Origin of the sequence: Lacticigenium naphthae DSM 19658, from assembly GCF_000425865.1 — a bacterium.
Taxonomy (GTDB): Bacteria; Bacillota; Bacilli; order Lactobacillales; family Carnobacteriaceae_A; genus Lacticigenium; species Lacticigenium naphthae.
Genome location: NZ_AUEG01000018.1, coordinates 1 through 26007 on the forward strand (window position 1 = coordinate 1; position 26007 = coordinate 26007).

Here is a 26007-nt window from a genome sequence, read left to right on the forward strand (position 1 = left end):
TCTTTAATATTCAACGAATTTCGTATAATATGAGAGTGGGTCATGTAGATTCTCCTTTGATTGGTTTTCGTCGACTTAATTATAAGGGAATCTACTGGCCTTTTTCTATTGATATACAAAAAAACGTGCCAGCGAGTTCGTTAGAACTCACCAACACGATTAATTATAGAACCTATTTTGTTAACTATTACTTCATTTCCAACTCCACTGCGACACCAAAGTGATCAGAGACGATCGGTTCATTTTTATCGTTGTACATGACATATGAGGAGTGTACGGGAATAGCTTCATCAACGAAGATATGATCGATACGCAGACTGGCTCCACTATTTTTCCATCCATCGATTCGTTTATCCACAGTAATACCGCTATCTTTCTTTTCTGCCAATAGAAAGGTGTCTTTCCACTGATTACTGATTAAATCATATCCTTCATTGGATACATGCGCAGGACTGTTGAAATCACCCATCAATACGCGACGACCATCCAGTTCAGCCAACTTACGTTCACACCGTTGCCATTGTTCTTTGAAGGGTTCGCGTTTGACATCCCACCAACCGAGATGAAAATTAAAGTACCATGTTCCACCAGTTTGAATACCCAATACTCTACGTGTTACACGGTCAAGAAAATCAGTAGCTTCAGTTGCATAAAATGATTTTACCGCTTCGATCGGTGTTTTGGATAAAAAGGCCAAACCTTCATCATACCGATCGTAGCCTATGTGCATGGGAATCCAAGTCCAATAATAGACTAGTCCTTTTTTTCGCAACAGTTTTTGCAGTAAGTAGGCGAAATTGTCGTCTTTGATTGCGGGTCGTTCTTTATCCGAAACATATGTCGCTAAATCCTGTTTCTCTACTTTTTGTGAGCGCATCAACTGGTTCACTTCTTGTAATGCGATCACATCAAAATTCTGCTTCGCCAAACTGTCAGCTAATTGTTCTAATTTTTTAAAGGGCTGTTTTTCCATCCAACTATGTGTATTTAATGTCAATAGTTTCATGTTTTCTCTCCTAATAAAAATCAAATGATAACCATTATCAATTTACCGAAGACCACCGATTATAGCAAGTTAAACCCCATTTTTGAATCGACAAGACTATAGGATGCTCAATAAAAGTACCTAAAAAAATAAAAGGAAGCAATGCCCGGCATTGCTTTTCCTCATGAAGAGACTTTGCGGTCAGCTAATAAAGCGGAGCTGCAAAGATACGCTGAGCATTAGATACGTTAAACCGATGCAGCATAAAGCGGTTCGAAAGATGTCGAATCGGTCAACTTCAAGAGAAAGAAAGTGTGAAGTTGCCTGAATGCCCCCGAATCGGTCAACTTCAAGAGAAAGAAAGTGTAAAGTTGCCTGAATGCCCCCGAATCGGTCAACTTCAAAAGGAATGAAGTGTGAAGTTGCCTGAATGCCCGTGAATCGGTCAACTTCAAGAGGAATAAAGTGTGAAGTTGCCTGAATGCGGCTGAATCGGTCAACTTCAAGAGAAAGAAAGTGTAAAGTTGCCTGAATGCCCCCGAATCGGTCGACTTCAAGAGAAAGAAAGTGTGAAGTTGCCCGAATGCCCCCAATCGGTCGACTTCAAGAGAAAGAAAGTGTGAAGTTGCCCGAATGCCCCCGAATCGGTCAACTTCAAGAGGAATAAAGTCTAAAGTTGCCCGAACGCCCGTGAAGCTGGAAACTTCACTGTTTCGATCAACAATGTCATCCATTTTTTCCAGAAGGAAAGAGTTGGCCTCGCCAACTCTTCAGCGTTTCTTTTGGAGGGAACAATGGAGACAGCAAAATCAGTTTGAAATCGTCAGTCTGGCAATCTTTCTGTTCCTTTCAAAAATTTGTTTCAACTTCTTGAAAAAAACGCTTGCATTATTTTTTGTGTATGCTATTCTAAATGTGTAATCGGTTACAGGTGATCGTTACATAGACAAAATCAGCTGTGATCAAAGAAGCTAGTTGGAAAGAAGTAAAGGTGGTGTAGGTATGGCAACGATCAAAGAAGTAGCAAAGCTCGCTGGGGTATCCGTCGCGACGGTTTCTCGTACTTTAAATAAAAATGGGTACGTAAGTGAAAATGCTCGTGAAAAGGTTGAAGCGGCAATCAAAGAATTAGAATATTATCCGAACGAAGTGGCGCGGTCTTTATTTCAGAAGACATCCAAAATGATAGGATTGCTGTTGCCAGATATTTCCAACCCCTACTTTCCATTATTAATGAAAGGTATTGAAGAAAGTGCGCGCGAACATGGCTACAGTATAATTCTTGGGAATGTGGAAGAAGGTAGTGAAGCGGGGAATGACTACATGACATTGTTTGCACAGCAGAACGTTGCCGGTGTTTTGTCTGCAGTCGAAAATACGTTGAGCCATCAGCAAGCCATGCCGGTCGTGATGTTAGACCGAGTAATGGAAGTAGATGACTACGCTGTCTATACCAATGACGTCAAAGGTGGTATCTTGGCTGCTCAAGCTATTGTGGACCGTGATCCTGGTAAGGTGGTCATCATTGCAGGACCGAAAACTGTTCCGGGTGCGATCGATCGGCTGATCGGTGTGTTGTCTGTATTGAACCCGACGAATGTGGAATATGAAATTGTTGAAACACAGTCGTTTTCAATCAAGGAAGCAGAAGTAACGGCCAAAGAAATTTTTCGAAGATATGGGAAAATAGATAGTGTTATTGCAAGTAATGATTTGTTCGCTCTTGCTGTTATGAAGGAAGCACAACGCAGAGGATCTCGAGTTCCGGAAGATATTCAAGTAATTGGGTACGATAATATTCCGTTTAGTCAACTCGTGTACCCGGGCTTGACGACCATTTCGCAACCGGCTTTTCAAGTGGGCTATCAAGCAGCAGATTTGCTGGTTCGCCGCATCAAACAAAAAGATATTCAAAATAAACGGATCAAATTGGATCCCGAACTAGTTGTTCGAGATTCGTTACGAGAAAGAGAGGAAAAATAAATGGCTAAAATTACTGTTGTTGGAAGTATTTCAACCGATTTTATTATTCAGACTGATAAACGCCCACAAGTTGGGGAAACGGTGGAAGGAAAAGATTTCTCTACTGCATTTGGTGGTAAAGGTGCGAATCAGGCAGTTGCCGCAGCGCGCTTAGGTGCAGAAGTTTCTATGATCGGTACAGTAGGAAAAGATACGTTTGCTGATGAACTCCTCGGGAATTTAAAAGCAAGCGGCATTTTTACCGGAAATGTGGAACGGGTTACAGAGTTGCCGTCAGGGTCAGCTGTCATTACGATCAAAGAGGGAGACAATGCCATTATTTACATTCCGGGAGCCAATAACGCATTGACAGCGGAACGTATTGGGCAGTTGCAGCCGGACTTGAAAACGAACGACTTAGTCATAGTACAAAATGAAGTGCCGGTTGCTGCAATCGAAGAACTGGTTCGCGTCTGTACAGAAGTAGAAGTCCCCATTTTATACAATCCGGCTCCAGCAAGAGGCTTGAGCGCGGAAGCGATTGAACAGGTCCGTTTCATTACACCGAACGAAACTGAATTTGAGGTACTGTTTCCAGGCGAAAAAATGGAAGACGTGTTGGCACAGTACCCGAACAAGTTACTCATTACGGCGGGTTCCCAAGGCGTTTATTATCATGATGGTACCCAAGTGAAATTGGTTCCTGCCAACAAAGTTGAGCCGGTGGATACAACGGGTGCTGGTGATACGTTCAATGGTGCGTTTGCAGTGGCTTGGTCAGCTGGACTGTCTATAGAAGAAAGTATCCGTTTTGGGAATCTAGCAGCATCCTTGGCGATTCAAAAAATGGGTGCACAAACAGGGATCCCGACGTTAGAAGAAATGAAGAGGAGTGAAAAATATGAAAAAACATGGAATCTTAAATAGTGAAATCAGTAAGGTCTTGGCCGATTTAGGGCATACCGATCAAATCGTCATTGGAGATTGCGGTTTGCCGATTCCAAATGGCGTGAAGAAAATCGATTTGGCGCTTGAAATAGGCGAGCCAAAATTTATAGATGTGCTGGCTATCCTCGTAAAAGAAATGCAGGTAGAAAAATATATTTTAGCGGAAGAAATCAAGGAACTCAATCCAATCCAACTAGAAGCAGTGAGTGAAAAAATGGGCGATGCAAAAGTGGATTGGGTGACACACGAAGAATTCAAAGCCCAGTCGAAAAATGCAAAAGCAATTATCCGTACCGGGGAAGCCACTCCGTATTCAAACATTATTTTACAATCCGGTGTCATTTTTTAGGAGGTGAGCATTAGTGAGAATTCAACTGAAAGACATTGTCAAAAGTTTTGGAACCAATAAAGTACTTTTGGGTGTCGATTTAGAAATCGAATCCGGTGAAGTGCACGCCTTGATGGGTGAAAATGGAGCTGGGAAATCTACGTTAATGAATATTTTGACCGGATTGCACAAATACGATTCCGGAACCATTTTGATAAACGGAGAAGAAAAGACCTATGCCAACCCAAAAGAAGCTGAAGAGAATGGTATCAGTTTCATTCATCAGGAGATGATCACTTGGCCCGATTTGACTGTTCTAGAGAATTTATTTATGGGACGCGAAAGGAAAACAAACTGGGGCTGGATCAAAACAAAAGAGATGCGTGAGACTGCTCGCGAATTATTTAAAGATTTAGGTGTCACTATCGACTTGGACCGTGAAATGCGGACTTTGTCTGTGGGTCAGCAACAGTTAGTTGAGATTGCCAAATCACTTATGTCAAATGCTGAGGTCATTATCATGGATGAACCGACGGCAGCGTTAACGGATCGAGAAATCAAAGTATTGTTTGAAACGATCAAAAAATTGACTGCCAAAAATGTAGCCATAATATATATTTCTCACCGGATGGAAGAAATCTTCACCATCAGTGATCGGGTGACGGTGATGCGCGATGGTGTCAGTGTAGATACACAACCGACAGCTCAGACCGATACCGATGAAGTTGTTCGGAAAATGGTCGGCCGTGATTTGGAAGATTATTATCCCTCAATTGATACAGAAAAAGGAAACATCTTGTTTGAAGTGAAGGACCTGAGTGATGGAAAGGTATATGAAAATATTGCTTTTCATGTTCGTCAAGGCGAGATACTTGGCATTTCTGGATTGATGGGTGCTGGACGAACAGAAATTATGCGTGGCATTTTTGGAATCGATAAATTAGCTTCAGGCCAACTGTTTCTGGAAGGGGAAGAAATTACGGTCAAATCTCCTGCTGACGCCATCAGACAAGGCATCGGGTTCTTAACAGAAGATCGGAAAGCAGAAGGGCTGATCTTGGATGATTCTTTGAGAGAAAATATTTCCCTCCCTTCTATCGGGGAATTTAGTAAAAAGGGTTGGATCAATACGAAAGAAGAAAGAGAGTTTGCGGACTTATTGATCAAACGATTGACTGTGAAGACAGTGAGCGGGGAAGTTCCCGTGAAAACATTGTCAGGTGGGAATCAGCAAAAAGTTGTCTTAGCTAAATGGATCGGCGCCGGGTCCCGCGTGTTGATTCTAGACGAACCGACTCGTGGAGTCGATGTCGGTGCTAAACGTGAAATTTACATGTTGATGAAGGAATTAGCGGAACGCAATGTCGGGATCATCATGGTATCCAGTGACTTGCCGGAAATCATCGGGATCAGCGATCGTGTTGTGGTGATTCACGAAGGTAAAATAGCCGGTGAAGTGGAAAAAGAAAATCTTTCCGAAGAGAAAATAATGACATTAGCGACAGGAGGATACAAATGAACACAGCAGCGAGTGATGTAGAAAAGAAAAAAGAAAAACGGAGTGAACTGATACGGAAATTAGGTCCATTCTTCGCTTTGATCGCATTGATGGTATTTGTCACGATTATGAATCCGAATTTTATTCAAGTAGGGAATTTGTTGAATCTGCTGCGTCAAGTCTCGATCAACGGATTGATTGCTTTCGGGATGACATTTGTTATTATCACAGGTGGAATCGATCTGTCAGTTGGGTCCACACTGGCTTTGAGTGGGGCATTGGGAGCAGGTCTGATTGCTAGTGGGTGGAGTCCTGTCATCGCAACGTTTGCAGCGATAATCATCGGAGCTCTTTTAGGAGCAGCGAATGGTATGTTGATCACGAAAGGAAAAATGGCTCCATTTATTGCCACATTGGCGACCATGACGATTTATCGTGGATTAACTTTAGTGTATACAAACGGGAATCCGATCACCGGGATCGGTGATAGTTTCTTTTTCCAATTCATTGGTAAAGGGTATCTTTTCGGAATTCCTATTCCAGTAGTATTGATGGCTGTTGCTTTTGGAATATTGTATGTCGTCTTACACAAGATGACATTTGGTCGAAAAACTTTTGCGATAGGAGGGAATGAGAATGCAGCTTATATTGCGGGCATAAAAAGCGATCGGATCAAAATTGCTGTCTATTCCATCTCAGGAATGATGGCATCCATATCTGGTTTGATTTTAGCTTCGCGTTTAAACTCAGCACAACCAACTGCTGGTACGTCATATGAACTTGACGCTATCGCAGCCGTCGTTTTGGGTGGAACCAGCCTTTCTGGTGGACGGGGTCGATTGTTCGGTACGCTCGTCGGGGCGTTGATCATCGGAACGTTGAACAATGGGCTAAACTTGATCGGCGTCTCCAGTTTTTACCAACAAGTTGTCAAAGGAATCGTCATTATTATCGCAGTCTTGTTAGACCGTAAGAATGATTGACCAAAAGAATAAAAAAACTTTTAGGAGGAATTATTGATGAAAAAATTGATTGCTTTATTCGGTGCATCTGCTTTACTTTTAGGAGCTTGTGGAACAACTGGGTTAGAAGGGGATGACACTGGCGACACTGGTGAGGAAGCTGTAGAAAGTGTGGAACCGGAAGAAATGGTCGTGGGATTATCGCTTTCGACTTTGAATAATCCATTCTTTGTTTCGTTAGAAGAAGGTGTTGTAAATGCAGCTGAGGCAGAGGGTGCTGAAGTTCAAACGGTTGATGCCCAAGATGATACGGCTAAACAATTGAACGATGTCAATGATTTGATTCAACAAGGTGTCAACGTCTTACTCATCAATCCAGTAGATTCTGCAGCGATCGCACCTGCAATCGAATCTGCAAATAGTGCTGGTATCCCTGTTATCACTATCGACCGTTCGACAGAAGGTGGAGATGTCATCACATTAGTTGCTTCTGATAACGTTGAAGGTGGCGAAATGGCCGCCCAATATATTATTGATTTAGTCGGTGAAGGTGCAGCAACTGTTCAATTGGAAGGTGTACCCGGAGCTTCTGCAACCCGTGAACGTGGAGAAGGATTTATGAATGTGGCAGAAGAAGGTTTGGATGTAGTAGATACTCAAACGGCTAACTTCAACCGTTCCGAAGGCTTGACAGTTATGGAAAACATGTTGCAAGCTAATTCAGATCTTAAAGCTGTCTTCGCACAAAATGATGAAATGGCTTTAGGCGCAATTGAAGCAATTGAAGCTGCCGGACTTGAAGATGAAATCGTGGTTGTCGGATTCGACGGTAATGATGATGCTCTTGCAGCTATTGAAGAAGAACGTATGGATGCAACGATCGCCCAACAACCAATTGAAATGGGACGTATCGCAATGGAAACAGCATTTGAATACTTCGACGGCGAAGAAATCGAAGACTACATTGCTTCTCCATTAGAATTGATCACAAACGAATAAAAAAGTATGCAGATAAAAAGTTGTTAGACAGAGAATCGGTGGAGGATGGGACAGTGGTCCCATCCTCTATTGTTTTAAAAAATCAAATAATAGCGGAAGAGTTGAGCTGCGATCAATCAGCTTAGCTTTTTTTGTTTAGATACGAGTAAGCGATAGAGATAGCACATACAATGAAGGAATCAGGACACTCGCTCTAGAAAACGCAGTGGAGTGTCGGGAATCAGTCGGATACTGGACAGTGGCCAGTATCTTCAGCCGGTGAGTGTCCAGAACAGAGTGGAATCGGGACACTCGATTGAGAAAATGCAACGGAGTGTCCAGAACCTGTCGGATACTGGACAGTGGCCAGTATCCTCCAACGGTGAGTGTCAGAATGGGATGGAATCGAGACACTCGATCGAGAAAACGCAGTGGAGTGTCCAGAACCAGTTGGATACTGGACAGTGGCCAGTATCCTCAGCCGGTGAGTGTCCAGAACGGGATGGAATCGGGACACTCGATTAAGAAAATTGTTGTGTCTGTATAATTGTGTAAAATGGAAAAGGTCATATCAACCTTGTACAATGTAGTTACCAACACACATTGAGAAAGGAAAATTGATATGACCCAACTAAATTTTAATATAAATTTTGAAGAATTAACAGAGGCTATTTTAAAGAGTGATATGAATAGCATGATGAAATCTTTAGCTGTATTGGTCATGAATGCCTACATGGAAGCAGAACGAGACGAACACATTAAAGCCAATCAATACGAAAGAAACGAAGAGCGTAAAGATTCACGTAATGGGTATTATTCTCGAGGGTATACGATTTCCATTGGAAAGTTGCATTTAAACGTTCCACGTACACGGTCAGGAGAGTTTTCTACACATCTATTCAATCGGTATCAACGAATGGATCAGGCTCTAGTTTTAAGCATGACGGAAGCTGTAATTAATGGTGTGTCCACAAGAAAAGTAACGAATATTGTCGAACAGCTTTGTGGAGAAATGGTTTCAAAATCTTTTGTTTCCACTATTATGAAGAGGTTAAATCCAGAAATAGAAGCTTTCCAGCAACGCAGCTTAACTGGGCATACCTATCGGTATATCTACGTGGATGCCATGTATATTAAAGTCAGAGAAGACCATCAAATTGTCAGTAAAGCGGTTTATATCGCTCAGGGCATCAATGAAGACAATAGACGAGAAATCATTGGGTTTAAAGTCGCCACTAGTGAATCAAAAGAAACCTGGTCATCCTTCTTTAAGGAGCTACGTGAACGGGGTTTAACTACGCCTAAAATGCTTATTTCTGACGCACATACTGGATTGAGGGCAGCCGTTAAGGAAGTATTTGTAGGGACAGTTTGGCAACGGTGTACGGTTCATTTCCTTCGAAACATTCTCAACGTCTTTCCAAAGAAAGACGCGAAAGAAGCCCGTGAATTATTAAAAAATATCTTTCGTTCTCGTACCACACAAGAAGCAAAAGATAACAAAGAAACTTTTGAGGCTTATGTTAAAGACAACGGTAAATATGACAAAGCCTTGCGTATTTTAGATGACGGTTTTTTTGATAGTATTCAGTATGTTAATGAGCCGGAGGCTTATCATATTTCTTTACGCACAACGAATAGCCTAGAACGCTTAAACCGAGAAATTAGACGGCGAGAAAAAGCTATTTCAATTTTTCCGAATAGTGCTTCAGCTGTTCGGTTAATTGGGGCAGTTTTACTGGATATTAATGAAAAGTGGCAGAGTAATCAGAATACTTTTCTAAAAGATTATATCAGCCCGCTTATGGAGACAAAATAAAATAGTACTACGTAACTACTGTACACTTTTACACAAGATGAAGGACTTGACCAAGAAAATGCAGTGGAGTGTCCAGAACCTGTCGGATACTGGACAGTGGCCAGTATCATCTGACGGTAAGTGTCCAGAACAGAGTGGAATCAGGACACTCGATTGAGAAAACGCAGCGAAGTGTCGGGAACCAACTAGATACTGGACAGTGGCCAGTATCTTCAGCCGGTGAGTGTCCAGAATGGGATGGAATCGAGACACTCGATCGAGAAAACGCAGCGGAATGTCGGGAACCAGTTGGATACTGGACAGTGGCCAGTATCCTCCAACGGTGAGTGTCCAGAACGGGATGGAATCGGGACACTCGATCAAGAAAACGCAATAGAATGTCGGGAATCAGGACAAGAAAGTTGGCTCAAGCCAACTTTCTTCTTAAAAAGTAAAAGGCTCAGACTGGGGTCGGCTGCTTTATTCATGCTAGAATGAGAATGAAGAGCTGTAAAAAATCGCAATGACTTAGAAGGAGGCAATTCGTTATGCGCGCATGGACGATAAGTGAGCCAGGGGGACGCGACAAGTTGATACAAGTCGATTGTCCGATCCCGATTCCTGAAAAAGAGGAATTATTGATCGAAGTCAAAGCGGCCGGTGTGAATCGGACCGATGTATTGACACGTCAGAACCGATCGTTGAACGAACCGTATCCCATTTTAGGGGTAGAGATAAGCGGAGTGGTCGTTGAAAACAAGTCTGAATTTCCGAGCATTTTGCCGGGAACACGAGTAGCCGGATTGGTGAATCACGGAGGGTACGCGGAATATGTGACGATACCTGCTGATCGGGTGATCGTTTTACCAGACTCGGTTTCGTTTATTGAAGGAGCGGGCATCCCAGAAGTATTTTTGACGGCGTATCAGACGTTGTACTGGTTAGGTGGGTTGCAGCGGAAAGAAACTGTCTTGATCCACGCGGGAGCGAGTGGCGTCGGAACGGCTGCTATCCAGTTGGCACGACACTTGAGTGATGCAACGATTTTCACAACAGCCAGTCGCAAAGAAAAACTCGTGCAGACTAAGCGCTTAGGTGCGGACTTTTCGATCAATTATAAAGAAGCAGATTTTGAGGAAGTGATCGACCGGGAAACCGGCGGCTACGGCGTGGATGTGATCTTAGATTTCATCGGCGCATCCTATTGGGAAAAGAATTTAGCGAGCGCAGCCTTGGATGCACGCTGGATCTTGATCGGAACGCTGGGTGGATCAACGGTGAATTATGTCTCCATCAGCAGCATCATGAGCAAACGGTTGACTCTAAGAGGCACACTACTGACCCCTCGAACAGACAATTACAAAGCCGCGTTGACGAAAGAATTTGAGAAGAAGGCTTTTCATTTAATCAAGGACAGAGTTATTCGCCCGCTCATTTATTCAACGGTGCCTTTTGACGAAGTCCCTGAGGCGCATCGGCAAATGGAAAACAATGAAAATACAGGTAAAATCATTATCACATTAGAAGACTGAGGACTTCTTCAACAGCAGAAAGCAATCAGAAGTTGAACGCCTGGCGTTCAACTTTTTTGATAGGATCGAAAAAGTCTAGGTGGACCCCTGATAAAGTCAGTAAACTGACCAGTTTTGTAGCCCAATCATTGCAATAGAGAAGGATTGGTTTCAAACCGATCCCTTCAATAAATCAACCCTTTTTTTCTGCTGGATTTTCGTTATACTTTACTGAGAGGCTTGAAAATAAGGAGAAGATAAAAGTGGTCGATATCGCCAAATTAACACAAGGCAAAGAGTTGTCAGAATTGGATCAGCAATTACTCACGTATATTTTGGAAAACATGGATTGTGTCCTTCAAAAAGGAGTCCGTCAAATCGCAAAAGAAAATTATACTTCCCCAGCTAGTGTCATCCGTTTGTCAAAAAAATTAGGGTATACAGGATTTATTGATTTGTATTATCATTTGTTGCCGTTGGTCAATGTGGAAAGTGAAGCGGATACGACCAAAGAGGCCGATTTTTTTGAACTCGAACGGTCGTTGATGTTGCAACATAATTCTATTGAAAAGCTGGATGCTTTTGTAGAAAACGTCCTTTCTTTGGATGGAAAAGTCATTTTTATCTACGCAGCGGGTTTTTCTTCCATTACAGCGGAATATCTGTATAAGAAATTGTTGCTTTTAGGAAAACAAGTGATTATCGCCACGGCGCTGGATTCTGTTGGGGTCTTAGAAAACAACCTGAAAAACATCGGTGCCTTTGTGGCCATTTCGAAATCCGGTGAAACCCAAGGAGTGTTGGATAAAATCCATACAGCAAAAAAAGCAGGAGTGTACACTGTTTCCTTCACCAAAGAAACGCCGAATCGGTTAGGGGAGTACAGTGACTTGAACTTCAAAATCACCGATCAGCACAAATTGGATGACCGGAATCTCCTGCCCAATACCTTCTTCCCGTTCACTTTATTGTTGATCGAGTACCTCTTGAGCCGGTATTTGAAAGGGATCAATGAGGTGGAAGATACTTCTCCACAAGACTAAGCAGTCGTTCGATAAAAAGCGCACACGAATAGAAAAAATATGAAACGTGTTTCGTCTTGGCGAAACACGTTTTTACATCTTGTGAAAGCCTTTTAATCCGGGAGAGTTCTCGCTACACTTAGCTCAACATAAAAATATTGGAGGGAACAAAATGAAAGATAAAGTAATGGATACCATGCAGAAATTTTCCAAAGCTATGTTTGTACCTGTTTTGATTTTACCGATCGCGGGGATTTTGATCGCGATAGGAAACTTATTCACCAACGCCCGTTTACTGGAAGTTGTCCCGTTTTTAGACAATCCGGTGACGACAGGATTCGGAACGATATTATCCGGATCGCTCGTTTCGATCCTAGTCAACTTAGGCTTGGTCTTTTCAGTCGGACTGGCTGTCGGCCTGGCCAACAAGAAAAAATCAGAAGCTGGCTTTATCGCTTTGCTTGGATACTTGGTTTTCATCAATGCGATGAATCGCTTTATGGGTATTCAAGATATTTTGATCGAAGGAGACCTGCAAGGTACCGGACAAACAATGGTACTTGGGGTACAGATACTGGACATGGGAGTGTTCCTTGGGATTTTCTTGGGAATTGTGACAGCACTTGTACATAACCGCTTCGCTGATACAGAATTCGACAATGCCTTCCAAATCTATGGCGGAACAAGATTTGTCTTTATTGTCTTGATCCCTGTTGTCGTTATCCTCGCGATCTTGTTCACATACATTTGGCCATTTTTCCAAATGGGCATCAGTAGTTTAGGAGCATTGATCAATCAAAGTGGAAACTTCGGGTTATTCCTATATGGTGCACTCGAACGCTTATTGATCCCAACTGGCTTGCATCACTTAGTTTATACACCGTTCTTGTACACTGAATTAGGTGGCGTTGCTGAAGTCGGCGGCCAAATCTTTGAAGGAGCACGTAACATCTACTTTGCAGAAATCGCCAATCCTGATGGAGGCTTATTGGCTCCAAGTGTTATCTGGGATGCCCGCGGTATTTCTAAAATGTTCGGATTGATCGGTGCTTGTTTGGCAATGTACCATAAAGCTAAACCAGAAAACAAAGCCAAAGCACGTGCGATTTTGATCCCAGCTGCAGTTACTTCATTCGTTGCAGGCGTAACAGAACCCATCGAATTTGCATTTATGTTTGTAGCACCGCTACTATTCGTTGTTCATGCAGGTTTGAGCGGATTGAGTATGGTCGTCTTGAATCTCTTGAATGTTCGTGCTATCGGTCCGAATGGCTTCATTGACTTCCTGCTCTACAATGTCCCTCTTGGAACAGAACGGACTGCTTGGCCGATGTATATTGCTGTCGGGCTCGTATTCTTTGCGCTCTATTATTTCTTGTTCCGTTTCTTGATCACGAAGTTCAATTTTAAAACTATCGGACGAGAAACTGTCGGAAATGAAACACGTTTGTATTCGAAAAAAGACTACCAAGAGAAAAAAGCACAAAAAGGGGAACCAGCAAGCGATTTAGGATTAGCCCATACCATTGTGGCTGCGCTTGGTGGCGATAAGAACATCGAGACCGTGAACAACTGCTACTCGCGCTTGCGTTTAACTTTGCTCGATCCGGAATTGGTCAACGAAAGTGTCTTGAAAGATGAGACAGGAGCCAGCGGGATCATGAAAAAAGGACAAAATGTGCAAGTGGTTTACGGATTGCAAGTCAATAAAATTCGCAAATCTGTGGATATGGTATTGAATCGGGAACCGGTTGAAGAATAAAGGATCAAAAAAAGTGAGGATGGGTTTTTATGAAGAAATTTTCTGTAGTTATTGCTGGTGGTGGCAGTACGTTTACGCCAGGGATCGTTATGATGATGCTGGAAAATCACGAGCGTTTCCCGATGCGGGAACTCGTTTTATATGACAACGATGAAGAACGTCAAGCAAAATTGGGAGAAGCTCTCGAAATTTTGCTGAAAGAACAAGCTCCGGACTTGAAATTCTCTTATACGACGGATCCGGAAGAAGCATTTACCGATAAGGATTTCTGTATGGCTCATATCCGCGTAGGGAAATACGCTATGCGGGAACAAGATGAGAAGATCCCCTTGCGTCATGGTGTGATCGGACAGGAAACCTGTGGACCCGGTGGGATCGCTTACGGTATGCGCAGTATTACGGGCATGCTTGAGATCATCGACCACATGGAAAAGTACTCACCTGACTGCTGGATGCTGAACTATTCCAATCCAGCGGCAATCGTAGCGGAAGCTTGTCGTGTCCTGCGTCCAGATGCGAAAGTGTTGAACATTTGTGATATGCCTGTGGGAACGTTACGCAGAATGTCTCAGATCATTGATAAAAAACCGGAAGAGTTAGAAGTGCGTTACTTTGGGTTGAATCACTTTGGCTGGTGGACGAGTGTCAAAGATAAAGAAGGGCAGGAATACATCGATCAGATCCGTGAATATGTGGCGGAAAATGGCTACTTGACGCAAGTGGAAGTGGATAAACAGCATATGGATGCCAGCTGGCAGGAAACGCATAAAAAAGCGCGTGACGTGTTAGCCGTGAATCCGCGTTATTTACCGAATACGTATTTGAAATATTACCTGTATCCTGACTATGAAGTGGCTCATTCTGACCCGGATCATACTCGTGCGAATGAAGTCATGGCTGGACGCGAAAATGAAGTCTTTACAGCTGCACGCACGATCATCGAAAAAGGTACTGCCGTAGATGGCGGCTTCCATATCGATAACCACGCTTCTTTCATCGTCGATCTGGCGCGCGCGATTGCATTCAATACACATGAACGGATGCTGATGATCGTGGAAAATAATGGCGCCATCGCAAATTTCCCAGACGATGCTATGGTCGAAGTACCGTGTATCGTAGGAAATGATGGTCCGGAACCATTGGCTCAAGGGAAGATCCCTTCTTTTGAACAAGCGTTGATGTTCCAACAAGTGACTGTCGAAAAACTAGTGGTTGAAGCCTATATCGAAGGCAGTTACCAAAAATTATGGCAGGCGCTCACGTTATCGAAGACCGTTCCCAGCGCTCAAGTAGCCAAAGACATCTTAGATGACTTGATCGAAGCCAACAAAGATTTCTGGCCAGAATTACAGTGAGCTTGTTCGGAACCGGTTGAATACTGGTAACGTGCAAGTGATCAGTAGCAGAAGTTGCCGGAACGCAGTCGAATCGGATGAGATGAAGCGCAGAGACTAGCGGAAGTGTCCTGAATGGAGTTGGATCAGGACACTGAGCCTAGGCAGTTCCCGAAAGTGTCCGCAATCCAGCTCGATCGCGACACTCAGCCAGTCATTCTCTCTGTAAAGACCGGAAGGAAAGACTTGCGCGCCACTCAACTAGCAGAAGCTAGAAAAGTGTCGCACATCAAATCCAATTGCGACACTGAGAAGCGGGATGCGCTCTGAGTGTCCATCACTTCATCGAATCGCGCCACTCTAAAGAGAAAACGCGACTTGAGTGGCGCGCAAACAAACCAATCGCGTCACTAATTGAAGTAGCGGAAGCTGAGTGTCCTGAATGGAGTTCGATCGGGACACTGAGCCTAGGCAGTTCCCGAAAGTGTCCACTATCCAGCTCGATTGCGACACTCAGCCAGTCATTCTCTCTGTAAAGACCGGAAGGAAGGACTTGCGCGCCATTCAACTAGCAGAAGCTAGAAAAGCAGCTGGTACAGGCAACTTTCTCTCAAAACAAATCAAAATAGTATAAGTATGAGGGAGGGTCGGAAAATTTCCGACCCTTTCCCTATAAAAAAGAGCATGGGGGCAGAAAAAATGGAAATAGGCATAATCGGATTAGGGAAAATGGGTATGAATATAGCAGAAAACATGGTCGAAAAGGGCTTCACAGTATACGGGTTGGATGTAAACACTGCGCTAAAAGAGGAAGTGGACGCAAAAGGCATCTCGTTTGCAGAAACGATTGAAGAGTTGCTGTCCAAGTTTTCTGGTAAAAAAACGATCTGGATGATGTTGCCAGCCGGGGACATTACGGAAACCATTTTCCAAAAAGTAACAGCGCAGTTGAGTGCAGGCGACCGCATCATCGATGGCGGGAATGCGCATTTTGAAGATTCCAAGCGTCGAGGAGCAGCCTGTGCAGACCAGCAGCTACACTTTTTTGACGTGGGGACTTCCGGCGGCGTTTCTGGCGCACGCAACGGAGCCTGCATGATGATCGGTGGCGATGCAGAGGCATTTGCTGAGATCGAAAAAATATTTGCGGCGATCAATGTGGAGAACGGGTATTTGTACACTGGCCCCAGTGGCAGTGGGCATTATCTAAAAATGGTGCATAACGGCGTCGAATATGGCATGATGCAAGCCATCGGTGAAGGCTTTAACGTGTTGCAGCACGCTGAGTATGATTTTGAAATGGGAAAAGTAGCCAAGGTGTGGAACAACGGCTCCGTCATCCGCAGCTGGTTGATGGAATTGGCACAGGATTTTCTAACCGAAAACTCCCGCTTAGATGACATCGAAGGCGTGATTCAATCATCGGGCGAAGGACAATGGACGGTCCAGGAAGCGATGAAGATGCAAGTACCTGTTCCGGTGATTGCGCAATCATTGATGGTGCGGTATGCTTCTTTAGACGAAGAAAAATATGGAGAAAAAGTGGTGGCTTCCCTGCGTAACGGATTTGGAGGCCACGCAGTAGTCAAGAAGGAGGACTAAACGTGCAGGAACAATTTAGAATTGGAATGGATATTGGAACGACCAGTACGAAAGCAGTGTTGTATGATGCTAATTTTACAGTCAGAGACACCTCTTCAAAAGGTTACGCGACTATTCGCGAAGAAGAAGGAATGGCCGAGCAAGATCCCCAGGTGATTTTTGCAGCAGTGCTGACCGTTCTGCAGACACTCTTGGATCGAAATGGACCCATCCGCGAACAGGTGAAGTCGGTCTCGTTTTCGAGTGCCATGCACAGTTTACTGCTCATCTCGACTGACGGTGAACCACTGACGTCCGTCTATACATGGGCGGACAATCGTTCGAATCCAACACTGAAAGCACTGCGCGCTGAATCCGATTTGAACTGGATTTACCAGCGAACAGGAACCCCAATCCATTCGATGTCTCCGTTCAGTAAACTAGTGTGGTTGAAAGCGGAGCACCCTGAACAATTAGCAAAAGCCGAACGCCTGGTGGGGATCAAAGAATACATCACATACCGTCTGACGGGCGAATGGAAAATCGATTATTCCCTTGCTTCAGCGACCGGATTGTTCAATCTAGAACAGTTGGATTGGGACGGGGAGATCCTCGATTTTATCGGTGTGGACCCAACAGCCTTTTCTGCCCCGGTCGATACAGACTATGTTTTCACCGGGCAAAACGTGGAAACATACGTGCAAGCCGGCCTTTCTCTAAAAACGAAACTAGTCATCGGGGCCAGTGACGGTTGTCTGGCAAATTTAGGACTCAACGCCGTCGATCAAAACGAAGTTGCCATGACGATCGGAACAAGTGGTGCCTTGCGCATGATCAGCGACCACATCGTGCTGGACCCGAATGGACGCACATTTTGTTATTACTTGGCCAAAGACACATGGGTCATCGGCGGAGCCGTCAACAACGGAGGCAATGCCTTTGAATGGATAGCCAACATTTTCTCCCAAGAATACGCAGACTTAAATGCACTGGCTGCACAAATCACTCCCGGAGCAGACGGCTTACTGTTTTACCCTTACTTAAACGGCGAACGCGCACCACTATGGGACGCTTCCGTACAAGCCCACTTTTTGGGAATCGATGCCGTCCATACAACGGGCCATTTTGTGCGCGCGGTAATGGAAGGCGTATTGTTCAACTTGCAAGAAGTGCTCACTATACTGGAAACAATTGGTGGCCCGGCTCGGTCCCTAAAAGTCACAGGCGGCTTTTTACACTCCTCTCTCTGGAAACAAATGACCGCAGACATATTCGATCAGACACTGACACTGTCGTCCCAATTTGAAAGCTCGTGTCTGGGGGCCGTCTTAGTAGGCGAGCCGCACGATGCAGCACTCCTTGAAACCTTAGAAGCCAGACAAGAAGAAGTCATACCCGATAAAGAGACTGCCAAGAGTTATCAAGAAACACTGGCACTCTACCAGGCACTCGCTAAACCGCTGAAAGAGATCCATACGATCAGAGAAGCCCATCGAAAAAAATAAAACTTCAAAACAAAAAGCTCCCCTATAATTTATAGTAGGGGAGCTTTTTTATTGCAGCACGGGAAAGAAATTTGCGGATCGCCCGCTCAAATAAAGCCCGGCAGAACACGCATGCAGCCTTTCATGGGGAGCGTATTCCTAAAGAACTCTCGCAGACAAGTCAAATACAGGAAAACTGGTGAAAGGAAATAAACAGCAGGATAAAGACGGCGGCAAACTCTAAAATCTGCATTGTTTCTAAATGGATCCTGCACAAAATGTCTAGATCTTCTAGACATTTTAATTGGAACCTCTTAAAACAGATGAACTTTGAAATTAATTTTTAAATAAGTATTGGAATATTTTATGAAATGGTTTACACTAGATAAAGTAAGCCGTTCCATTTGGGAAGGTATTTATTTTAAAGGGGGAAGCACAATGTATGTTGAAGTCAGTTCAGCTTTAATGCAAGATAAGATTATTGACCTACTCAATAATTACGAAGGAGAAGCATCTTTTACTTTTGTCAAAAAAAGTGGATTGAATATGCTATTTGATTTTGAGGGAACAGATGGGGAAACAGCCGCTTCTGTTGCCAAAAAAGAAATTAAAGGACAAGACTGGGGAGCAGGGTTATACTTACGCGCCCACACAGTAAACAAATAAATAAATGAATGAATAAAAATCCTTTCAAAAAAGAGTGGACATGGAAAGGTTTTCAGAGTAAAATGAAAACATAAGTTGATTCAAGGAAACAGACGTTTAAGTATTGCTATGATTGGATTTTTTGAAAAATTATTCTTTTAGAGAGCGTTTGCGAACACGGTCAGCTTAATAAAAAAAATTGGAGTGAAGTTAAAATGGCAGAAAATACAATCATGTTAGTGTGTGCAGCAGGAATGAGTACATCATTATTAGTAAGCAAAATGGAAAAAGCAGCAGCAGCAAGAGGAATGGAAGCCGACATCTTCGCTGTATCAGCAAGTGAAGCTGACTCAACAATCGAAAACAAAAATCCAGATGTACTTTTATTAGGACCTCAAGTTCGTTTCATGCAATCACAATTTGCTAAAAAAGTTGCTGACAGAGGAATCGAAGTAGAAGTTATCAACATGCAAGATTACGGAATGATGAACGGTGAAAAGGTTCTTGATTTCGCAATAGAATTGATGCAGAAAAATAAGTAAACACTTAAACGAATAAACTTTCTAATGAAGAAATAGGGGGCTATTTACGTGTCAGAAGAGAACAAACAAGAAGAAACATTGCAAGTGATCATGGGATTGATCATGAATGGTGGAGATGCAAAAAGTAGTTGTATGGAAGCTATTTATGCAGCAAAAGAAGGTAACTTCGAAGAAGCTGATCAAAAATTAAAAGATGCGGATGAAGCATTGAACCGTGCGCACAATTCCCAAACAAGCATGTTAACAAAAGAAGCTTCAGGTGATAAAGTTGATATCACTTTATTAATGGTGCATGCACAAGATCATATCATGAATGCTATTACCTTCCGTGATTTAGCTGGAGAAGTTGTAGATATTCACAGAAAAATATCGAGTAAATAAATAGTGGAGAGTGGGTGCTTTTGAAATTTATTTCAAAAGAGCCCCTTTCTTTGCAAGAAAAATGGAATTTTCTTTTACGTTTTCTGAAAATTTCTTGAATAGAGTGACCAGTCATTCCAAATCTGGACATACATAAAAGCGAAAGGAGTGTTTACATGTTTCACAAAGAAATGAAACCGTTCCCGGAAAATTTCTTTTGGGGAGGGTCAACGAGTGCTTATCAGGTAGAAGGTGGAGCAAATGAAGGAGGAAAAGGTCCTTCGGTCCAAGATATAAAAGAGGTACCGGAAGATACTTCTGATTTTACTGTAGCTTCAGATTTTTATCATCATTATAAAGAAGATATCGCCTTGTTTGCTGAAATGGGCTTTAAAGCGTATCGTTTCTCTATTGCCTGGACACGGATCATTCCAACCGGTGACGGTGAGATCAATGAAGAAGGTATCGATTTTTATAACGCTGTGATCGATGAATGTTTGAGACAAGGAATCGAACCCATTGTAACCGTCTACCATTTTGATTTACCAGCAGCTTTAGCTGAAAAAGACGGTTGGCGTAATCGTGAAACGATAGAAGCTTTCGTTCGTTACTGTGATATTTTATTTGATCGTTTTGGAGATCGTGTAACGTATTGGCAAACAATCAACGAACAAAACATGATGACTTTAGTAGGAGCGGTTTTAGGGACTTCAACAGGGACACTCCAAGATATCTATCAGGAGAATCATCACATGTTATTGGCGCAAGCACGTGCCATGACAAGTTGTCACGAAAACTTTCCTGGATTAAAAATAGGACCGGCTCCCAATATTTCGGTTGTCTATCCAAAAACAAATGATCCAAAAGATGTTCTTGCAGCAGAAACATTTTCTGCTTTGCGTAACTGGTTGTATCTTGATATGGCTGTATATGGTGTCTACAATGCTCAAGCTCTTACATTCTTAAAAGAGGTGGATGCTGCTCCTGTATTTGAAGAAGGAGATAAAGAGACCCTTGCAAAAGGAAAAGCAGATTTTATTGCCTTTAACTACTACAGTTCAGCAACTGTTGAATTTTATTCTAAAGAAATGGCAGAAAAAGAAAATGGATCAAGCGACCAACAGATCGTTCGAGGATATCCTGGATTTTTCCGTCAAGTTCCACATGGTAATTTAGAAACGACAGAATTTGGTTGGGAAGTAGATCCAGTTGGGATGCGCAACACGATCAATGAAATGTATTCTCGGTATCGTTTACCACTGATCATTACTGAAAATGGTTTAGGCCAAAGAGATACATTATCTGCTGATGGAAAAATCCACGATGATTATCGGATCGATTACCTACAAAAACATATTGAACAAGTTCAATTGGCTATTTCTGATGGGGCAGAAGTCTTCGGTTATTGCCCATGGAGTGCAATCGATTTGATCAGTACGCATGAAGGGTTTAGAAAACGGTATGGCTTCATTTTCGTTGACCGTGAAGACTTTGACTTGAAAGACTTAAAACGGTACCGTAAAGATAGTTTTTATTGGTATAAAAAAGTCATCGAGTCAAATGGGAAAGATTTAAGTAAATAAAGTTGATTTTAAAAAGTGTGGGGGGATCATTATGGACCAGGGAATCAACGTTTTCCCCCACATTATTTAAAAAGTAAAACTTTTTTTCAAAAAGTTATTGCATTAATAAAATGAAAGCGGTATAGTATAAATGTGATAACGATTCCACAAAAACTTAAGGAGGTGAGGGAAACACCGAACGAAGTATTTAGGCATTATTCATTTTTCGTTTCATGATCTTATAGATTATTTCGTTACAAAGGATTTTTAGAATCCAACACCGTCTAAAAATTCTCAAATTTGAAAGGGGTTGCATGTCAAAATGATGGATTTTATGCAAGATAAATTAGTACCAATAGCTTACAAGCTCGACCAAAACAGATATATTTCAGCTATTAAAGCTGGATTCTTTGGAGCAATGTCCATACTTATTTTAGGATCGCTTTTCTTACTCGTAGCAAACTTACCAATTCCTGGTTACCCAGAATTGATGGCTTCTATTCTTGGTGAAAATTGGACAACTTACTTCATGGTTCCTTACCAAATGACAATGGATATTATGACGCCGTTCGTTATGGTTGGTATGGCAAAATCATTAGCTGTCTCATATAAAGTAGATGACGTTGCTGCTATTATCATGTCTCTAGTAGGATTCTTGATTTTAACACCAACTATCATCAATGCTGATGGAGCTTCTGGTATTCCAACAGGAAGCTTAAGTGCTTCTGGATTATTCTTAGGTATGATGACTGCAGTTCTTGCAACAGAAATCTTGAACTTTGTAGTGAAAAAAGGTTGGGTCATCAAAATGCCTGACTCAGTTCCATCAAACGTTGCACGTTCATTTGCATCTTTGATTCCTGGACTGTTCATCATGATCACATTCAACGTGATCCGTGTACTATTCTCATTAACAGGTTACGGAACAGCACAAGCATTCATCTTTGAACTATTACAAAGACCTTTACTAGCTTTAGGTGCAACACTACCAGCTATGTTGATCATCTTGCTTTTCGAAGCAATCCTTTGGTCATTTGGTATTCATGGTTCCAACATCGTTGGGGGAGTTATGAATCCGATTTGGTTATCATTAACTGCTGAAAATGCTGAAGCATTTGCTGCTGGTGACATGTTACCAAATATCATCAATGCTCAATTCTACGGAAACTTCGTTAAATTAGGTGGAGCTGGTGGTACGATCGGTTTAGCACTTGCCGCTCTATTCTTCGCAAAATCCACACAATTTAAAACTTTAGGTAAACTAGCATTAGGACCTGCTATTTTCAACATCAATGAACCATTGACATTTGGTATTCCTATCGTGTTAAACCCAGTTATGATGATTCCATTTATCATTACTCCATTAGTAAATGCAACACTAACATTCTTCTTGATGGACTGGGGTATTGTAGCTTTAACGAATGGTACGAATATTCCTTGGACAACTCCTCCGATCTTCTCAGGATTGTTGATTAGTGGATGGTCTGGTGCCCTTTGGCAAGTTGCGCAAATTGGTATCTCATTCGCCATTTATTATCCATTCTTCAAAGTTGTTGATACTAAAGCATACATGACAGAAACTCAAAGTGTTGAAGAACAAAAAGAAGCTGCAACAAACGTTCCAGGTGCAAACGCATAAGTATTTCTTAATAAATCAAGTTAAAAATTAATCGGGCAGTTGATTTCCCCAAGCTCTAAAAAGTGGGGAGTCAGGCTGCCCCTTATTTTGAAAAAATGTGAAATTAAATTTTAGGAGGATAACCATGACTAAAGAAGCATTGAAAATCGTCACCATTGGTGGCGGAAGTAGTTATACACCTGAATTGATCGAAGGATATATTAAACGAAAAGATTTACTACCTATTAAAGAAATCGTCTTAGTGGATATCGAAGCTGGGAAACACAAACTCGAAGTCGTTGGAGCAATGGCTAAACGGATGGTGAAAGCTGCTGGATTAGATTGGACCGTTACATTGACACTCGATCGCAAAACTGCTCTAAAAGATGCAGATTTCGTGACAACACAATTTAGAGTTGGGTTACTCGATGCACGCGTAAAAGACGAACGTATTCCATTGTCTCATGGTGTTCTCGGACAAGAAACAAATGGTGCTGGTGGTATGTTCAAAGCTTTCCGTACTATTCCAATCATTTTGGATATTATCAAAGATATGGAAGAGCAATGCCCAGATGCCTGGTTAGTCAACTTTACTAATCCAGCTGGTATCGTTACGGAAGCTGCCATCAAACATGGCGGTTGGAAAAAAACAGTTGGTCTATGTAATGTTCCAATTGGTCACCGTAAAATGGCTGCAGAAAAATTAGCAATTCCAGAAGAAGACCTATTCTTTAAATTTGCGGGACTAAATCACTTCCATTGGCATCGTGTCTGGGATAAATCAGGTAACGAGCGCACACAGGACTTGATCGATGCGATTTACAAACCAACAGATGATGAACAAGAAAGTCATTTGAAAAACATCCATAATGCCAGTTTCCATTATGAACAAGTAAAAGACCTAGCAATGTTGCCTTGTGGTTATCACCGTTATTATTATGCAGAAGCTGAAATGCTTAAACATTCTGTCGAAGAATTTGAAAAAGGCGAAACGCGTGCACAAGTTGTGAAGAAAACAGAAGCAAGATTATTTGAATTATACAAAGACCCTGCTTTAGACTACAAACCAGAAGAATTATCTCAACGTGGAGGAACACATTACAGTGATGCAGCGTGTGAAATCATTGCTTCCATTCAAAATGATTTACGTAGAGAAATGGTTGTTTCAACAGAAAATAACGGAACGATCGTTGATCTACCTTACGATTGTGCTGTAGAAGTTTCTGGAGTAGTGACTGCTCATGGATTTGAACCGTACAACTGGGGTACTTTTACACCTGCAGCTCGCGGCATTCTTCAAAACATGAAAGGTATGGAAGAAACAGTTATTCGTGCAGCAATTGATGGAGACTATAATGCCGCTTTAAGTGCATTCGTTGTCAATCCACTTGTTCCAGGTGGAGAAATTGCGAGAGACTTACTGGATGAACTCTTATATGCACATAAGGAACATCTTCCACAATTTGCTGAAAAAATTAAAGAAATCGAAGAAAAAAGACCAGAAACTGTTCGTTATGTAGACGAATTAATGAAATCGAACTAGAACTAGAATGATTGCTTAGGATCGATAGGGGAAAGAGCTGGAGAAATTCCAGCTCTTTTAATTTGGAATAGTTTAGAGTCAACCGACTGTCTCTTAGTTAACAGGCGGAGGAAAGTATGCTGTAGGGGAGAGCGAAAAAAATGCCCGTATAATCGGAAAAATCAGGGGGATTCGACTAATGAAAATGTGTACACGAAAAAAAGGGTCAGGATGTCTTATCCTAACCCTTTATCTTGGCACTGAATCAGTCGATCATAGCTAAGTTTTCTCCGTTACTTTCGGTTACTTGCTTAAACCAATGGTAACTTTTTTTCGGTATTCGACGCATATCTTTTAAGTCATGGTTTTCTCGGTTGACATAAACCAATCCGTAACGTTTGCGCATATCGCCTTGTGAACTAAGGATATCGATCAAGCCCCATCCTAAGTAACCAATGACTGGGACTCCATCCTTTTCAACAGCGTCTTTCATCGCTTGAATATGATCGTGATGGTATTCAATTCGGTAGTCATCGTTGATCAGTTCATCTTCTGGTAGTTCCTCGATGACTCCAATACCATTTTCGATTACAAATAGTGGCAAGCGATATTTTGTATACAGATCTTTTAAAATATAGCGTAAGCCAAGTGGATCGATTTGCCAATTCCATTCTGTTGCGTCTAAATGTGGATTCATTTTCCCACCCAGACGTCCATATTGAGATATTGGTGTATCTTTTGTAATGTTTTCTGCAGAAAGAATGTTGCTTTGGTAATAACTAAACGAAATCCAATCGCTCTTCAACTGTTCGATCTCTTTTAAATCAGCAGGGGTGATCTCCGGGAGCATGTCATGGTCCTCTAAATAGGTGAGCCAATAGCTAGGATACTCTCCGTATACGAACGTATGGATGAATACTTGATTGAAAAACTCATCGTGTAATTTTGTCGCGATCATGTCTTCTGGTTTCGGCGAAGCCGGATAGTTTAATGCATACGCGATCATGCCGCCTATTTCGCAACCTGGAGCTGTTTCGTGTAAATAATTGGCCACTTTGGCATGCGCAAGCATGGTGTGGTGACTCAATAAATACAAGTTTTTATCTGTATACAATGCTTCATTCAAAACACCTGCGATCCGAAACGCGATATCCGGATTTCCAAATAAGTTCTGTTCGTTAAAGGTAATGAAGTGTTTTACTTTGTCTTTGTACCGGTCGACGATGAGTTTGCCGTAACGTGCAAAAGCGTCAACGACTTCGCGGCTGATAAATCCATTGTATTTTTCAGCTAAAGCTAACGGCATATCGAAATGATACAAAGCAATCATCGGTTCGATTCCACGTTCGATCAAATCGTCGATGAAACGATCATAAAAAGCCAACCCTTCTTCGTTCACTTTACCGTCGCCATCTGGGATCACACGAGACCAAGAGATTTGGAAGCGATAACAGTTCATTCCCATGTTTTTCATATGGTCGAAATCTTCTGTGTAACGATGATAGCTATCGGTCGCTACTTTCCAGTCAGAAGCGTGTTCGCTTGCATCTCTGATATCATACACACTTGGACCTTTGCCGCCTTCATTCCAGGCACCTTCTGTTT

At 42.3% G+C, this 26007-nt stretch carries 24 protein-coding genes; 21 read left to right on the forward strand and 3 right to left on the reverse strand.

The features are described 5' to 3' along the window. Window positions 1–187 precede the first annotated feature (187 nt). Together H626_RS0108945 and H626_RS0108950 are read right to left on the reverse strand one after the other, a co-directional pair. Window positions 188–1006, reverse strand: a complete 819-nt coding sequence (locus tag H626_RS0108945; protein WP_027109060.1) for an endonuclease/exonuclease/phosphatase family protein — start codon at window positions 1004–1006, stop codon at window positions 188–190. 227 nt (window positions 1007–1233) lie between these two features. Continuing rightward, the gene (locus tag H626_RS0108950; protein ID WP_027109061.1) at window positions 1234–1719 is read right to left on the reverse strand and encodes a hypothetical protein; all 486 of its coding nucleotides are present in this window, start codon (window positions 1717–1719) and stop codon (window positions 1234–1236) included. A gap of 268 nt (window positions 1720–1987) precedes the next feature. Here H626_RS0108950 and H626_RS0108955 point away from each other — a divergent pair, with 268 nt between their 5' ends. The 21 genes from H626_RS0108955 to H626_RS0109060 all read left to right on the forward strand — a co-directional run bounded on the left by H626_RS0108955 (window position 1988) and on the right by H626_RS0109060 (window position 24423). Further along, a complete protein-coding gene (locus tag H626_RS0108955; RefSeq protein ID WP_027109062.1) occupies window positions 1988–2968 on the forward strand; it encodes a LacI family DNA-binding transcriptional regulator in 981 nt (326 codons plus the stop codon). Beyond that, window positions 2969–3874 carry a ribokinase gene (rbsK, locus tag H626_RS0108960; RefSeq protein ID WP_027109063.1) on the forward strand — a complete coding sequence of 302 codons (906 nt, stop codon included), beginning with the start codon at window positions 2969–2971 and terminating at the stop codon, window positions 3872–3874. Next, window positions 3849–4244 (forward strand): D-ribose pyranase, encoded by a 396-nt coding sequence (gene rbsD / locus H626_RS0108965; RefSeq protein ID WP_027109064.1) that lies wholly within the window; start codon window positions 3849–3851, stop codon window positions 4242–4244. Before rbsK ends, rbsD begins: the two co-directional genes overlap by 26 nt. Before the next feature lie 13 nt (window positions 4245–4257). Then, complete coding sequence (locus tag H626_RS0108970; protein WP_027109065.1) at window positions 4258–5742, forward strand: sugar ABC transporter ATP-binding protein; 1485 nt, start codon at window positions 4258–4260, stop codon at window positions 5740–5742. Next, the gene (locus H626_RS0108975; protein ID WP_035619120.1) at window positions 5739–6704 is read left to right on the forward strand and encodes an ABC transporter permease; all 966 of its coding nucleotides are present in this window, start codon (window positions 5739–5741) and stop codon (window positions 6702–6704) included. The genes H626_RS0108970 and H626_RS0108975 overlap by 4 nt, the downstream gene beginning before the upstream one ends. A gap of 36 nt (window positions 6705–6740) precedes the next feature. Then, entirely contained in the window at window positions 6741–7682 is a 942-nt protein-coding gene (locus H626_RS0108980; protein WP_027109067.1) for a D-ribose ABC transporter substrate-binding protein, read from the forward strand. A 210-nt stretch (window positions 7683–7892) separates the two neighbouring features. After that, a complete protein-coding gene (locus H626_RS0108985; protein ID WP_027109068.1) occupies window positions 7893–8186 on the forward strand; it encodes a hypothetical protein in 294 nt (97 codons plus the stop codon). Between the two features lie 97 nt (window positions 8187–8283). Continuing rightward, entirely contained in the window at window positions 8284–9480 is a 1197-nt protein-coding gene (locus H626_RS0108990; protein WP_027109069.1) for an IS256 family transposase, read from the forward strand. A gap of 134 nt (window positions 9481–9614) precedes the next feature. Continuing rightward, on the forward strand, window positions 9615–9806 hold the full coding sequence (locus H626_RS11505; RefSeq protein WP_156883301.1) for a hypothetical protein: 192 nt from the start codon (window positions 9615–9617) through the stop codon (window positions 9804–9806). Window positions 9807–10007: 201 nt separating this feature from the next. Further along, entirely contained in the window at window positions 10008–10991 is a 984-nt protein-coding gene (locus H626_RS0108995) for an NAD(P)H-quinone oxidoreductase (RefSeq protein ID WP_027109070.1), read from the forward strand. Window positions 10992–11233: 242 nt separating this feature from the next. Then, window positions 11234–12013 (forward strand): MurR/RpiR family transcriptional regulator, encoded by a 780-nt coding sequence (locus tag H626_RS0109000; RefSeq protein ID WP_027109071.1) that lies wholly within the window; start codon window positions 11234–11236, stop codon window positions 12011–12013. Window positions 12014–12164: 151 nt separating this feature from the next. Continuing rightward, window positions 12165–13754, forward strand: a complete 1590-nt coding sequence (locus H626_RS0109005; RefSeq protein ID WP_027109072.1) for a PTS transporter subunit EIIC — start codon at window positions 12165–12167, stop codon at window positions 13752–13754. A 29-nt stretch (window positions 13755–13783) separates the two neighbouring features. Next, window positions 13784–15109 carry a 6-phospho-alpha-glucosidase gene (locus H626_RS0109010; RefSeq protein ID WP_027109073.1) on the forward strand — a complete coding sequence of 442 codons (1326 nt, stop codon included), beginning with the start codon at window positions 13784–13786 and terminating at the stop codon, window positions 15107–15109. 663 nt (window positions 15110–15772) lie between these two features. Then, on the forward strand, window positions 15773–16690 hold the full coding sequence (gene gnd / locus H626_RS0109025; RefSeq protein WP_245570094.1) for a phosphogluconate dehydrogenase (NAD(+)-dependent, decarboxylating): 918 nt from the start codon (window positions 15773–15775) through the stop codon (window positions 16688–16690). A gap of 2 nt (window positions 16691–16692) precedes the next feature. Next, window positions 16693–18174, forward strand: coding sequence for a gluconokinase (locus tag H626_RS0109030; protein ID WP_027109077.1), 1482 nt, complete (start codon window positions 16693–16695; stop codon window positions 18172–18174). A 345-nt stretch (window positions 18175–18519) separates the two neighbouring features. Continuing rightward, window positions 18520–18819 carry a hypothetical protein gene (locus H626_RS0109035; protein WP_211221976.1) on the forward strand — a complete coding sequence of 100 codons (300 nt, stop codon included), beginning with the start codon at window positions 18520–18522 and terminating at the stop codon, window positions 18817–18819. 194 nt (window positions 18820–19013) lie between these two features. Further along, window positions 19014–19340, forward strand: coding sequence for a PTS sugar transporter subunit IIB (locus H626_RS0109040; RefSeq protein ID WP_027109079.1), 327 nt, complete (start codon window positions 19014–19016; stop codon window positions 19338–19340). A gap of 90 nt (window positions 19341–19430) precedes the next feature. Continuing rightward, window positions 19431–19721 (forward strand): PTS lactose/cellobiose transporter subunit IIA, encoded by a 291-nt coding sequence (locus H626_RS0109045; protein ID WP_051237927.1) that lies wholly within the window; start codon window positions 19431–19433, stop codon window positions 19719–19721. A gap of 155 nt (window positions 19722–19876) precedes the next feature. Then, window positions 19877–21283: a glycoside hydrolase family 1 protein gene (locus H626_RS0109050; RefSeq protein WP_027109081.1), complete on the forward strand. Its 1407-nt coding sequence runs from the start codon at window positions 19877–19879 to the stop codon at window positions 21281–21283. Between the two features lie 301 nt (window positions 21284–21584). Further along, the gene (locus tag H626_RS0109055; protein ID WP_035619128.1) at window positions 21585–22901 is read left to right on the forward strand and encodes a PTS sugar transporter subunit IIC; all 1317 of its coding nucleotides are present in this window, start codon (window positions 21585–21587) and stop codon (window positions 22899–22901) included. A 124-nt stretch (window positions 22902–23025) separates the two neighbouring features. Beyond that, the gene (locus H626_RS0109060) at window positions 23026–24423 is read left to right on the forward strand and encodes a 6-phospho-beta-glucosidase (protein ID WP_027109083.1); all 1398 of its coding nucleotides are present in this window, start codon (window positions 23026–23028) and stop codon (window positions 24421–24423) included. Window positions 24424–24667: 244 nt separating this feature from the next. Here the strand turns inward: H626_RS0109060 and H626_RS0109065 are convergent. Beyond that, on the reverse strand, window positions 24668–26007 hold a 1340-nt coding region (locus H626_RS0109065; protein ID WP_027109084.1), incomplete at its 5' end, for a glycoside hydrolase family 1 protein.